This is a genomic window from Streptomyces sp. XD-27, assembly GCF_030553055.1.
In the GTDB taxonomy this organism is placed as follows: domain Bacteria; phylum Actinomycetota; class Actinomycetes; order Streptomycetales; family Streptomycetaceae; genus Streptomyces.
The window spans coordinates 759,988-772,132 of the sequence record NZ_CP130713.1; the positions used below are offsets into that span (position 1 = coordinate 759,988).

The following is a 12,145-nucleotide window of genomic DNA, read 5'->3' on the forward strand; positions in this document are numbered from 1 at the left end:
CCGCAGGTGGATGGCCGGGGCGGCCGTGAGGGGATCACCGGCAGGTGGTGAACGGGGTGCTGTGGCGGTTGCGGACCGGGGCTCCGCGTCCCCCGCGAGGGCGCCGGTCGGCCCCGCACCCGCCCAGACCGCTTGATCGCCGACAAGGCGTATGCGTGCCGCGCGTCGGCGGACGCCGCCCGCGTTCGACACCGAGGCCTACAAGCACCGCAACGTCGTCGAACGCTGCTTCAACCGCCTCAAGCAATTCCGGGCAGTGGCCACCCGCAGCACTCATCCTCTGGCTCCGCGAACCAGCCGGGTGATTTGTCAGACAGGCCCTAGTGGCGCTGCTTGCGGCGATGGCGAACCAGCCGACAGGGTCCGCGGTCACGTGACCTTCTTCTGCCAGCTTCTTCAGGCGGCCGCGGGTGGTTTCCACCCGCGCCGGAGTCGAGACGTCCTCGCCGATCGCCGCAGCAGGCATTCCTCCGGCGTTTTGACCTGCAGCACACGTTCCGCCTGTTCAAGCAGACTCTGGGCTGGACACGACCCAAGCTGCGGGACCCGGAAGCGGCCGACCGCTGGACCTGGCTGATCATCGCCAGCACACACCCAGCTCCGACTCGCCCGGCCCCTCGCCCAGGACCTGCGGCACCCCTGGGAGAAGCCGGCTGGCCCCGCGCAGCTGACCCCGGCCCGCGTCCGCCGGGCGTTTCGGAACCTCCGCGCGACCATGCTCTGTCCCGCCAGAGCACCCAAACCCCACAGGCCCGGCCCCGGACGGCCGCCCGGCGCGAGGAACAGGCACCGGGCACCCCGCTACGACGTGGGCAAAACCGTCCGCCGCGAGAAGGCACTCACCGCTCTACAACGGGCCGTCTTGGGGAGACCTCATGAGGAGTGACGCTACGAGCGCCGAGCCGCCGGGAGAGTGACACCGAGGACTCCGCCTGCACCACCGCCGAGCACCAGGCCGATAGCCATGTTGTCGAAGACAGCCAGCCCGAGCACGAGCCCGACTGCGATACCGATCATCATGCCTACAACAAACCCTGTGCTGATAGACGGTGCTCCAGCGTCCTCATTGTTCGTCACACGATCATTGTGCCGAACGTGCCTTCGCAGGCGAGATCCAATACGGCCAACCTTCGAAGCAGGCCAGACCTTAAAGAACAAGCTAATGCGAGATCGTTCCAGATCTGCGCCGCCTGCCCCTCAATCTGCGGGGTCAGGCGGCCATGGACCCAGTTCCGGCAAGTGGGGGCCGGTCGTGTCGAGGTGGCCGTCGGTGCTGCGGCCGGCCATCCAAGCCGCAAGGTCACGCACTGCTCCGAAGACCTCGATCGTCACGCCAGTACCCAGGGCTTGGGCGAACTCATCGTCAGTGGCCCGCAAGAGCAGCCGAGTGCCGACTGGGGCACGGTCGGACAGGAAGTCCAGAGCGTGCAGGGCGAAGTCCCGCGGCCAGTCGCGGGGGCGGTAGCCGACCGCGAGGTCAACAGCATGGATCTCTGCTTCTCGCCACCGTGCCAGCGCAGTATCCAGCACCCTGGCATGGCGGAACCGGACCGCGCGTTGCCAATCTGCTGCCGTCAGCCGACTCCAGGTATCTTCCAGTGCCCGCTGGGTCAGCCTCAGTTCCTCGCGAAGCTCGGCCAGGGGCCGGGCCGCCCCTTGGTCGATGGACTGGTCACGCTCTGCCTGTCCGCCGTCGTACATATCGATGAGCTCGCCCTGCAGAGCAGCCAGTGCCTGCCGCTCGAAGGCACGGGCGTTGTCGGCAAGGTGCTGGAGGACGTGCCCGCGGGTCCACCCCGGCAGGGCAGAGGATGCTTCCTTCTGCTGGTCGTCGAGTTGATCGACCAGTTCAAGCACCCGGGCATGCGACTGCGAGACCCGAACCACCAGTTCGTCAGGAGCCATGAGCGAGTTGACCACTGCCAAAGCCTAGCGATGTTGATCCACTTCCGATACGCGCCCTGGGGCCTGTCCGACGGGTCGAGCGCAGGTGCGCTACTGAAGTGGATTGGGTGATGTCGGGCCCGTTCGGCTGGCGGTGGCCGGTTCGGTCCGATCGCACCGTTGTGTGGGATACGCGCAGGGTGAGGCGACGAGGGCCCGGTGGTATCGGGTGTAGGTCTCGAAGACCTCGGCGACCTTGAAACCGAGCCGGGTCAGCACGGCGCCACTCCTGTCATTTCCGTGGGTGACGCCCGCGAACACGTCGGTGGCGCCCAACACAGTGGCTCCGTACTCGATCAGCGCACGGCAGGCTGCCGTGGCGTACCCATGTCCCGTTGCCTCGTGGTCGAGCCAGTATCCGAAGCCGTACTTGGGTGGGTTGACGGCCACAAGGTCAACGCGGCCGATGAGGGCGCCGTGAAGAAGGATGCCGCAGCGGAGGGACGGATTGGGGTCGTTGAGCAACTCGGCATGTGCCGTCTTGTGGGCGAGGCTGTCGTGCATGTTCGCGCCGGACACGGCGACGGCGAGCGGGATGCCCTGGGCATCGGACAGCACGTGCAGCTTGCTGCCCTTCTTGCCGCGATCGACCGGGTTCGGCCCGGTCAGCGATCCCCCCTTTCGGCGCGAACGGAGGCCGCGTCGACGGTCGCCGAGGTCCAGTCCACCTCGCTCCGGGCCCCGAGTTCGTCCAGCACCGCCCGGTGTAGCCGACGCCACGGGCCGGCCTCGGTCCATACCGTGAAGCGGCGATGCGCGGTGGCGGGCGACGTGCCGAACGACGGCAGCAACGGGGCGGCCCAGAGTTCATCAGGAACCAGACGCTTCGATAGATCAGCACCCACGACCGGCAGCATGCCGCACGAACATCACGTCACGTGAGACAACCTCTAAGCCTTGATGGGTGCGGCCGACCTGGCGGCCTGCTCGATCTTCGCGCAGTAGGCTGCACGGGCTTCCTCGTCGATCTGCTTCTCGTGTTCGGCGCGCACCCCGGTCCGGCCGTCGAGGCCCTCGCGCAGGATATCGGCGTGCCCGGCATGCCGGTTGGACTCGCCGAGGACATGGACCATGATGGCGAACAGGTTCGTGTTCGGATAAGGCTCCGGCCACCACGGCACGTGGCCGCGGGCGTCGAGGGGAAGCTCGTTGATCGTCGCGTCCGAGTGTTCCCACGTGCGCCGGTAGAACCCGATGATCTGATCGCGGGTCTCGTCCTCGGCCGCCCACAGGTCGTTGCCGTTGTAGTCCTGCCACCGGGGCAGCGGCTCCGGGGAAGGGCGGTCGAAGACCTCGCCGAAGTACCTGGCCTCGACGGTGGCCACGTGTTTGACCAGGCCGAGGAGGTTGGTCCCGGTCGCTGTCAAAGGCCGGCGGGCGTCGTATTCGGACAAGCCGTCGAGTTTCCAGAGCAGCGCCTTGCGGTCCCGCCGCAGTCTCCCGTGCAGGTTGTCTTTCGCGAATTCATCGATCATGCGGCATGAGCCTGCCATGGGCTGCTCGTGGTCTCAAGATCCCGTACGTGGTCCGCAACGACTGGCAGAGCCGAGGCTTGGCCATGGCCGCCGCCCTGACCTGCTACAAGAAGCTCGCGAAACTTGCCACGTGAGACAACCTCTGAATGTCGGTCAGCCGTCCGTGATCAGGCCGGCGGCCGGTGAAGCAGCCGTCGATCAGGTCCGGGCGGTACTGGGTCTGCTTGCTCCCACCTGCGCGAGTACTACCCGGCCGCCCTAACCGCGTTCCACGGCAGCGGCACCCTGGGGCTCGACTCTGCCCACGCCCGCACGGTCCTGGCCGCGGCACCCACCCCGGCCGCAGCGGCCCGGCTCGCCCGCAGCCAGCTGCGCGCGCTCCGGAAGCGGGCCGGGCGGCTCCGGCGCGGGGTCGAGGCCGAGGTCGGGGCCGAGGTCGGGGCCGAGGCCGAGTGGCTCCGGGAGGTCTTCCGCGGGGACCATCTGCACCAGCTGCCGCAGGTCGAGCAGCCATGGGCCGGCAAACCCAGGCCCTCGTCCAGCAGCTCGACGCGGCCTGCCAGAGCGTCAGCGATCTCGCGACGGCCACGGAGGAAGCGTTCCTCTCCCACCCGGACGCGGAGATCATCAGCAGCTTCCCGGGCCTGTCGGTCATGTCCGGGGCCCGCGTCCTGGCCGAGGTCGGCGACGACCGCGAACGGTTCGCCGATGCCCGGGCCCTGAAGGCATACGCCGGTGCGGCGCCCGTGACACGGGCCTCCGGCCGTAGCCACGTCGTGGTCGCCAGGACCGTCGAGAACCAACGACTGGCCTCCGCGGGCTACATGTGAGCCTTCGCCGCCCTGCGCTCACAGGCACCACGTGAGCACTACGACCGACGACGTGCCGGCGGCGAACGGGCAGAGGAGCTGGCCCGCCGGCTGCGGGAAGCAGAAGAGGGATGGCGGCGGCTGGTGAACGCCCACGCGTCCGGAAAGACCCGGCCGTTGAGCCGGCCAACCCCTAAGGCGGCTTTCCGGGTGTGCTCGGGGATCGTCCGGATGGCTCGTGCTCAGACCAGGCAGCGACCGTATGAGCATGACATCGACAACAGGCACAACTCGACTGCTCTGTGTCCTCATTCCCCTCCTGCTGCTGTTATACGGTGTGCTTCGCCTGATCGACGGCATGGACGGCGACCACGGCCCGGGGGTGGCCTGGAACGTCGGCCACACGTTCTTCCTTGTCGCCTTCCTCCTGCTCGGCGCCTTCGTCGTGATGCTGCGCAGCCTCATTCCTGCGGCCACCATCCGGATGAGAACCGCTGCCAGTGCCGCCATGGTCGCCGGAGTGTTCGGCGCAGGCTGCTTCGTCTGGGTGATCCTCGGCGATCTGTTCTCCGGCCTCGCCGAGTCCGCCCCGCTGCCCGGCCCTCTCGAGTTCGCAGGGCCGATGGCCTTCCAGCTCGGAATACTCACCCTGCTGATCATGACGGCGTCCGTACGGCCCAGGCTGCTGCCCGTGTGGAGCCCGGCGCTCGTGTTCGTGTCGTTCATCCTGATCGCGGTCAGCCTCGACCTGATCCCGCTTGCGGCCGTCGTCCTCATGGCAGGCCTCACTCCGTTGGCCCGAAGCCGCACACCGGATACCGCGCACGCGCCCGCCAGCGAGGGTGCGGCCGGCTGAACGTTCCGCATCGGGCCGCCGTAGGCATCCACGGCCCCGGGAGGATCGACCACGTTCACGCCAAGGGCGTAACGGGGGCGCTCGACCCACTGATGTGCGCAACGGCAGCGGATGCTGACTTCGTTGCGGTCGCAGAGGACCATCCAGTCGCGCCGGGCGCCGCACGGGGGGGCCACATGACACAACTCCACGACGCCGTCATTTCCCTCGCATGCAGCCGAGATTGCGTTGAGGACCAGCGCGGGGCGGGGCGCTCTCGCCGTTGCGGCTGGGGCTCATGGTGACGCGCTGCAGGGCTCGCCAGGATTGCTTGAGCTCCGCGGCGGTGCGCTCGTGCAGGGCGCGGAGGCTGCGTATGAGGCCTTTGACGATTGAATATCACTCCTGGACACTCGACTCAGGGCGTACAAGATTCCTGAGGGCATGAACCGGGGAGGCCGTCACCTCCTGAAGCGGGACCACTACCTGAACCGGATGAGCGTCTACCACGGCCAAGAGCGCTTTACCTTCTGATGGACAGGACACGGGAAGAAATGCCCAATCTCAACACCCTCGAACTGCAGTACAAGGAAATGCTTCAACGACTCCGGAAGACCAAGGAACTCACTCTCGCCGAACGTTCCTTCGGAGAGCCCTCCCTCTCCTTCAAGCAGCTTGAGGATCTGTCGCATTTCGATGCCGCCTGGGCGGGCATCCGGCTCGACAGCTCGATGCTGAGGGATTCCCTTCGACTCACCGAAGTTTCCGCCTACTGGGAATCCAAATCGTCACCGGACCAGCTCCATGGAGAGTTCCATATCCCCTCTCCCGTCGAAATTCTAGGCATGGGCCCCAGCCCTGCGGCCGAGGCGATGGAGGATCCCTTCCATCAAGAGTTTGTTGCACAACTCCGCCCTTTTGATACTGGGCAGAGGGTAGTCCCCCTGTTCCGGGCCAATATTCGGATGACGCAACAGAGCCCCTTGGAGATCTGGTTCGAGGATCAAAAGACCATCGGAGGTCCCCCTTTCCCCTATGGATACATCAAGCTCGATCTGACTTTCGTCGAATACCAGGAAGCACTGCTGCTCACCAAAGGACTTCACGGTTGGCAGTACCTCTTCACCGATGCTCCGCTCGGCACTGCGGACTTCAACGTCGTGCGAGAGCGGCTTGAACACGGGCTCCAAGTGCTCCCCGGCCTGTTTCCTGAGGACGACTTCAGCCCGCTGCAAGAACGTCTGGAGGCCCGCCTGTGACCCGCTACGCCAACATCCCCAAACCCATCCGCTCCGGAATAGTCCTGAAGATGTCCCCTGAATCCGCCGCGGCCTTCCTCCGATGCGAGGAGATACGCGTAGGGGCCGATTACGACGTGGTGGTCACCGACTCACGGCTGATCGAGCATCTGAAAGCCGGCCTCGGGTGGCACACCACCGCTTACCCCGGAGCAGGCTGACGCGGCGAAGCCGACGGGCAGCACAGGAGTTGGGATACCTCTGATCAGGTTGTTCGTGGTTCGTGTGTCGGCGTGCAGGGCTTTTTCCGACTGGCCTTTCGGACGGCGGATTGGGACGAGGATGCCGATGCCGGCGCCGATGTAGCCCTTGTCGGCGAGGGTGGGCAGACCGTCGGCCGCCGCTTTGTAGAGGGCGGGGAATGCGTGGAGGCGGGCGGCGGTGATGTCGGGGGTGGAGCCGGGTTCGGCGTCGGAGACCCACAGCGGGGCGCCGTCAGGGGCGGCCAGGAACTGTACGTTGCCGCCGAACGCCTTGTGCTTCTGGCTGAACCAGAGGTCATTGCCGTTCTCGCGGAGACCGGCGACGCGGTCGGAGACGATCAGCGTGCCGTCGAGGATCACGTGGGTCATGCAGGAGGTAGCGGTAGCCGGTTGCCTGGGAGACGCCAGCGTCGCGGGCGAGGCAGTGCACGCAGCTGCGTTCGCGGAACCAGCGCAGGACCAGCACTGCTTGGCGGTACGGGCCCAAGGCGCGTGAGTTCCTCGGAGTCCCGATCCGGCGGCGATGGGCGGCCAGCAGGCGGGCAAGGTACTCCACGACGTGGCGTGGGACGTCGAGCGTGGCAACATAGGTAACCAACGTAGGGCCTCTGGTTTTTCGCAGCAGACGATCTTGTGAGAGAGAACCGTCCTACCAGGGGTCCCACGCCTGTCTGCAGCCGAGGCTTCCCCGCCCCGCTCACCCAACTGGTCGCTTCCGCAAGCCCATTGGTCACTTCGCTGAGAAAACGTCAGTGGTCGGCGGGTAATCCCAGATATTTTACGGAGACATTCCGGGCTGGTGGCGTCCGCCACCAGCCGGGACCGCGGCTGTACCCGGCCCGCCGGTCCGCCGGCCAACTCCAGGACTTCGGACTGCCTGAGAAATCGTCTCATTTGGGCGGCAGCTTCGGGCCCGGCTGCTCACCGCCGATCGACGCCCCGGCGGAAATTCCCTCGCGCTGTGGCAGAAACGGGCTGAGACTGGCTACATGGCTGACATGAGGGCGTTCCGGGACGCGGTCACCGCGTGGGCGGCGGGTGGCCCCGGCGACCCCGCGCACGAGTTGGCCGCGCGGCTGCCTGTCCGGGTGGCCGTCCTCCTCGAAGGGCCGAGCGACGTCGCGGCGGTCAACGCGCTGGCGGAGAGCCGCGGCCGGGACCTCGCGGCCGAAGGGGTCTGTGTCCTGCCGATCGGCGGTGCGATGAGCGTCGGGCGTTACGCCCGGCTCCTCGGTTCACCCGGCCTGGGCCTCCGCCTCACGGGACTGTGCGACGAGGCGGAGCGTCCCTACTACGCACGCGGCTTCGAACGGGTCAGTGCGGCACAGCAAGGCTTCTTCGTCTGCGCGGCGGATCTGGAAGACGAGCTCATCCGCGTGCTGGGCGTGACACGGGTGGAGGAGCTCGTCCGGGCGGAAGGCGACTTGCGTGCCCTGCAGACCTTCCTGCGCCAGCCCGCACAGCAGGGCCGCGCCCCACAGCAGCAGTTCAGGCGTTTCCTCGGAACGAAGAAGGGGCGCAAGATCCACTACGGCCGCGTCCTCGTCGAGGCCCTCGACCCCGACCGCGTCCCAGCCCCACTCGACGGGCTGCTCTCCAGCCTCTGACCGCTGGGCGACGTCGATCCCGGCAGAGACGACGCGCATCCCGCCGCGTGCGCCGAGTTCGCCCAGAACCCGCGGTGCGGCTTGCCCACACCCTGGCCAGGCTCCACTCGGCCAAGCGGCGACAGACGCTCCACCACGGTCATCACGGCGGCCGGCCTAGGGATGGAGACGTGATTCTGACTACCAGTCAGGCAGGCGGTGGCTACCTGCCCTACGTCACTCCGTCGCGATGGCGCGCAGTACGTCCAGTCGGGCCGCCCGCCGGGCGGGCCGCAACCCGGCCAGCGCACCGGCGGTGAGCCCGACCAGGGCCACGGCCGCGAGTTGGGCCGGCGGGAGCGTAAAGGCGCTGGTGCCCGCGGTGTCGGAGGCCCGTACCAGTGCCCAGCCGAGGAAGCCGCCCAGGACCAGGCCGCTCGCCGTGCCGAACGCCGCGACCAGCACCGACTCCCAGCGCACCATGGCGCGCAGTTGGGCCCTGGTCTGGCCGACGGCGCGCAGCAGGCCCAGTTCGCGGGTGCGCTCGTGGACGGCGAGGGTGAGGGTGTTGGTGATGCCGAGCAGGGCGATGACGACGGCGAGGGCCAGCAGCGCGTTGACGAGGGTGAGCATCATGTCGATGCCCGCGGCCGAGGACGCGGCGTACTCGTCGCGTGTCTGGACCTCCGGATCGCCGTACGCCGCCGCGGTGTCGGCCACCGCCGCCTTGCCGTCGCCGACCGGCACGCCGTCCTTGAAGGAGACCGCGACCAGGGTGTCGGAGTCCTGTACGCGGTGCGGGGCCCAGGCCGCGCGGGTGATGACGTACTCGCCGGCCAGGTCGTCCTGGCCGTAGACCGCGCGTACCGTGTACGGCTCGGTCCGCCCGTCGGTGAAGGTGAGCGCAGCCGTGCTGCCGACCCGCCAGCCGCGCTTGTCCGCCTCGTCGGCGGAGACCGCGAGGCCGCGGGTGCCGAGTCCGTCGAGGCTGCCGTCGATCCGGCCGAGATCGAGGACCCGGGCGAGGGCCGCGGGGTCGGTGACGGTCAGCTGCCGCCCCGCCCCGTCGACCTTTGCCACGCCCCGACCGAGGCCGAGCGCGGTGTCCACCTCGGGCAGCCGGTCGAGTGCCGGGGCGAGCCTGGGGCTGAGCCCGCTGCCGCCCGCGCCGAACGCGGGCGCGCTGACCGCCACATCGCCGGCGAAGGCGCGCGAGACCGTCCGGTCCATCGTCGTCTTGAGGGAGGCGGCGAACACGGTGAACAGCGCGACCACGGCGACCCCGATCATCAACGCGGTGGCAGTGGCCGCGGTCCGGCGGGGGCTGCGCAGCGCGTTGCGCTGGGCGAGCGCGCCGGTGATGCCGCGGAGCCTGCTCAGCGGCCCGCCCAGGACCCGTACGACGGCGGTCGAGGCGACCGGGCCCAGGACGATGAACGCGGCGAGGGTGAGCGCCGCCCCGGTCCCGGCCAGGGTGATCGACGGTCCCGCGGTGGCTCCGGCCGCGGTCAGGGCGATGCCCGTGGCGCCCAGGAGCGCACCGATGACGGCCCGGCGCCGGGAGGTGCCGGAGGTGTCCACGGCCGTCTCGCGGAGCGCGGCGAGCGGCGCGGTGCGTCCGGCCCGTACGGCGGGCAGCAGCGCGGAGGCCAGGCAGACCAGCACACCGACGGCGAGCGGCAGCAGCAGCGAGACCGCGCCGATGACCAGGTCGCCTTCGGGGAACGGGAAGCCGACCGCCGGGAACAGCGCCTGCAGCCCGGCGGCGATCCCGACGCCGCCGAGCAGCCCGCCGCCGGAGGCGATGACGGCGACCACCGCGGCCTCGGCGAGGGTCGCGCCGACGATCTGGCGGCGGGCGGCGCCGAGCGCGCGCAGCAGGGCGTTCTCGCGGGTGCGCTGGGCGACGACGATGGCGAAGGTGTTGTGGATGCTGAACGTGGCCACCAGCAGCGCGATTCCGGCGAAGACGAGCAGGAACGTGGTGAACAGGTTCAGGAACCGGCCGGAGACGATGTCCAGGTTCTCCTCGGTGGCCTCCTGGCCGGTGATCGCCTCGACGCTCTCGGGGAGCACGGACTCCAGGGCGTCGACGAGTTCTTGCTCGGCGACGCCGGGGGTGGCCCGGACCTGGATGCTCGTGGCCTGCCCCGGCTCGGGGGTGAGGTACTTCTCGGCGTCGGCCCGGGTGAGTCCGGTGAAGGTGCTGCGGCCCATGCCGTCCTCGCCGCCGAAGGTCGCCAGGCCGACGATCGTCACCCGTACGGGGTCGGGGTGCGCAGCACGGCGGTGTCGCCGATCCTCAGGCCGCCCGCCTCGGCCGCGCCCCGGTTGACGACGGCCTCGCCGGAGGCGCGCGGCGCCCGGCCCTCCGCGATCCGGTACGGATTGAGTTGGGCGTCGCTGATCCAGTTGCCGGCGAGGGTGGGCGGGCCCTGGCCGCCGACGGGGTCGCCGTCGCGGCCCAGGAGCTGTCCGGCGCCCTGGACGCTGGGCACGGCGGCGGCGACGCCCGGCACCTTCGCGATCCGCTCGGCGAGCGAGGCGTCGACGGGCGCCCGGTTGCCCCGACCCTCCCCGGGCACGGTGATGGCGTCGGCGCTGCGCACGACCGCGTCCGTACCCTGGTTCGCCCTGCCGAACAGAGTGTCGAAACTGGCGCGCAGTGTGTCGCCCATCACCAGCGTGCCGGCGAGGAAGGCGACGCCCAGCAGGACGGCGAGGAACGTGCCCGCGAAGCGCCGCTTGTGCGCGCGCAACGAGGCCGCGCTGATGCGCAGTGTGGCGCGGCCGCTCATGACGCCACCGCCCGCGGGGATCGCGATCCGCCGTCGAACGCCTTCATCCGGTCCAGGACCCGTGCGGCGGTGGGCTCGGCCATCCGGTCCACCAGCCGCCCGTCGGCGAGGAAGACGACCTCGTCGGCGTGGGCGGCGGCCACCGGGTCGTGGGTGACCATGACGACCGTACGCCCCATCGTGCGCACCGCCCGGCCGAGCAGCCGCAGCACCTCCTCGCCGGAACGGGAGTCGAGGTTGCCGGTCGGCTCGTCGGCGAAGACGACATCGGGGCGGCTCGCGAAGGCGCGGGCCACGGCCACGCGCTGCTGCTGCCCGCCGGACAGCTCGCTCGGCCGGTGGTGCAGCCGGTCGCGCAGCCCGACGACCTCGATCAGGCTGTCCACCCAGGCGCGCTGCTCCGCGTCGGCGCGGGCGCCGGACAGGTCCCGCGGCAGCGTGATGTTCTCGGCGACCGTCAGCGTCGGCACGAGGTTGTACGCCTGGAAGACGAATCCGATCCGCTCGCGGCGCAGCAGTGTCAGCTTGCGGTCGCCGAGTACGCCCAGCTCGGTGCCGGCGATGTACGCCGACCCCGAGGTGAGCGTGTCGAGCCCCGCGGCGCAGTGCATCAGGGTGGACTTGCCGGACCCGGAGGGGCCCATGATCGCGGTGAACCGGCCGGTGGGGAAGTCGAGGCTCACCCCGGCCAGGGCGGTCACCTCGGTGTCACCCGATCCGTAGACCTTGACCGCGTCGACCACGCGGGCGGCGGGCTGGGAGCCCGTCACAGGCCCGGGATGGGAGCCCGTCACGGGCTCGGGCTGGGAGCCCATCAGCGACCACCGCCGCTGCCCGCGCGGCCGAACTGCTCGTCCAGGACGGACAGTCGGCGCCAGTACTCGTCCTCGTCGATCTCCCCGGCGGCGAAGCGGCGGCCGAGCAGCGCGATCGGCGACTGCTCGCCGTGTCCCGCGGCCCGAACCCGCTGCCACGGGGCGCGGCCCCGCCACACGGTGCGGCGCAGCAGGAGGATCCCGCCCGCCACGACCAGCGCCCACACCAGCGGGAAGAGAAGAATCCACGGACCGGGTCCGCTGCCGTCGGCGAATCCGTGCGCCAAGGTGTTCATCTTGGTTCAGCTCCTCGGTGGCCATGCTTGTTGCGTCTCCACCAAGCCTGATCGCGGCGGGGCACCTCGTCGTCGTACGGCCAGCG

General features: G+C 69.5%; 11 protein-coding genes and 5 pseudogenes. 7 read left to right on the forward strand and 9 right to left on the reverse strand.

Translation table 11 applies throughout. The features are described 5' to 3' along the window. Positions 1–175 precede the first annotated feature (175 nt). Both Q3Y56_RS03165 and Q3Y56_RS03170 read left to right on the forward strand, forming a co-directional pair. Positions 176–268, forward strand: a pseudogene (locus Q3Y56_RS03165) (IS5/IS1182 family transposase); the annotation flags it as partial. A gap of 191 nt (positions 269–459) precedes the next feature. Further along, positions 460–886 (forward strand): annotated as a pseudogene (locus tag Q3Y56_RS03170) (transposase); the annotation flags it as partial. Positions 887–888: 2 nt separating this feature from the next. On the opposite strand, the gene Q3Y56_RS03175 reads toward Q3Y56_RS03170, so the two are convergent. The 5 genes and pseudogenes from Q3Y56_RS03175 to Q3Y56_RS03195 all read right to left on the reverse strand — a co-directional run bounded on the left by Q3Y56_RS03175 (position 889) and on the right by Q3Y56_RS03195 (position 3,419). Next, positions 889–1,077, reverse strand: coding sequence for a hypothetical protein (locus tag Q3Y56_RS03175; protein ID WP_304460445.1), 189 nt, complete (start codon positions 1,075–1,077; stop codon positions 889–891). A gap of 120 nt (positions 1,078–1,197) precedes the next feature. After that, positions 1,198–1,920, reverse strand: a complete 723-nt coding sequence (locus tag Q3Y56_RS03180; RefSeq protein WP_304460446.1) for a maleylpyruvate isomerase family mycothiol-dependent enzyme — start codon at positions 1,918–1,920, stop codon at positions 1,198–1,200. Between the two features lie 75 nt (positions 1,921–1,995). Then, a complete protein-coding gene (locus tag Q3Y56_RS03185; RefSeq protein ID WP_304465458.1) occupies positions 1,996–2,448 on the reverse strand; it encodes a GNAT family N-acetyltransferase in 453 nt (150 codons plus the stop codon). Then, positions 2,434–2,789: pseudogene (locus tag Q3Y56_RS03190) on the reverse strand (IS5/IS1182 family transposase); the annotation flags it as partial. The gene Q3Y56_RS03185 and the pseudogene Q3Y56_RS03190, both read right to left, overlap by 15 nt. 45 nt (positions 2,790–2,834) lie before the next feature. Next, positions 2,835–3,419, reverse strand: a complete 585-nt coding sequence (locus tag Q3Y56_RS03195; protein WP_304460447.1) for a DinB family protein — start codon at positions 3,417–3,419, stop codon at positions 2,835–2,837. A 5-nt stretch (positions 3,420–3,424) separates the two neighbouring features. Between Q3Y56_RS03195 and Q3Y56_RS03200 the strand changes: the two genes are divergently transcribed. The 4 genes from Q3Y56_RS03200 to Q3Y56_RS03215 all read left to right on the forward strand — a co-directional run bounded on the left by Q3Y56_RS03200 (position 3,425) and on the right by Q3Y56_RS03215 (position 6,322). Next, complete coding sequence (locus tag Q3Y56_RS03200; RefSeq protein ID WP_257548903.1) at positions 3,425–3,553, forward strand: hypothetical protein; 129 nt, start codon at positions 3,425–3,427, stop codon at positions 3,551–3,553. Between the two features lie 378 nt (positions 3,554–3,931). Beyond that, positions 3,932–4,249 (forward strand): transposase, encoded by a 318-nt coding sequence (locus Q3Y56_RS33345; RefSeq protein WP_369696703.1) that lies wholly within the window; start codon positions 3,932–3,934, stop codon positions 4,247–4,249. A 241-nt stretch (positions 4,250–4,490) separates the two neighbouring features. Continuing rightward, the gene (locus Q3Y56_RS03210; RefSeq protein WP_304460448.1) at positions 4,491–5,084 is read left to right on the forward strand and encodes a hypothetical protein; all 594 of its coding nucleotides are present in this window, start codon (positions 4,491–4,493) and stop codon (positions 5,082–5,084) included. Positions 5,085–5,617: 533 nt separating this feature from the next. Further along, entirely contained in the window at positions 5,618–6,322 is a 705-nt protein-coding gene (locus tag Q3Y56_RS03215) for a hypothetical protein (protein WP_304460449.1), read from the forward strand. A gap of 123 nt (positions 6,323–6,445) precedes the next feature. Here the strand turns inward: Q3Y56_RS03215 and Q3Y56_RS03220 are convergent. Further along, positions 6,446–7,120: pseudogene (locus Q3Y56_RS03220) on the reverse strand (transposase family protein). 433 nt (positions 7,121–7,553) lie between these two features. Between Q3Y56_RS03220 and Q3Y56_RS03225 the strand changes: the two are divergent. Continuing rightward, complete coding sequence (locus tag Q3Y56_RS03225; protein WP_304460450.1) at positions 7,554–8,171, forward strand: TOPRIM nucleotidyl transferase/hydrolase domain-containing protein; 618 nt, start codon at positions 7,554–7,556, stop codon at positions 8,169–8,171. Positions 8,172–8,387: 216 nt separating this feature from the next. Here the strand turns inward: Q3Y56_RS03225 and Q3Y56_RS03230 are convergent. From Q3Y56_RS03230 to Q3Y56_RS03240, 3 genes and pseudogenes are all read right to left on the reverse strand, one after another. Then, positions 8,388–10,948 (reverse strand): annotated as a pseudogene (locus tag Q3Y56_RS03230) (ABC transporter permease). Further along, positions 10,945–11,718 (reverse strand): ABC transporter ATP-binding protein, encoded by a 774-nt coding sequence (locus tag Q3Y56_RS03235; protein ID WP_304460451.1) that lies wholly within the window; start codon positions 11,716–11,718, stop codon positions 10,945–10,947. Before Q3Y56_RS03235 ends, Q3Y56_RS03230 begins: the two are co-directional and overlap by 4 nt. A gap of 44 nt (positions 11,719–11,762) precedes the next feature. Continuing rightward, positions 11,763–12,059, reverse strand: coding sequence for an SHOCT domain-containing protein (locus Q3Y56_RS03240; RefSeq protein WP_304460452.1), 297 nt, complete (start codon positions 12,057–12,059; stop codon positions 11,763–11,765). Positions 12,060–12,145: the final 86 nt, after the last annotated feature.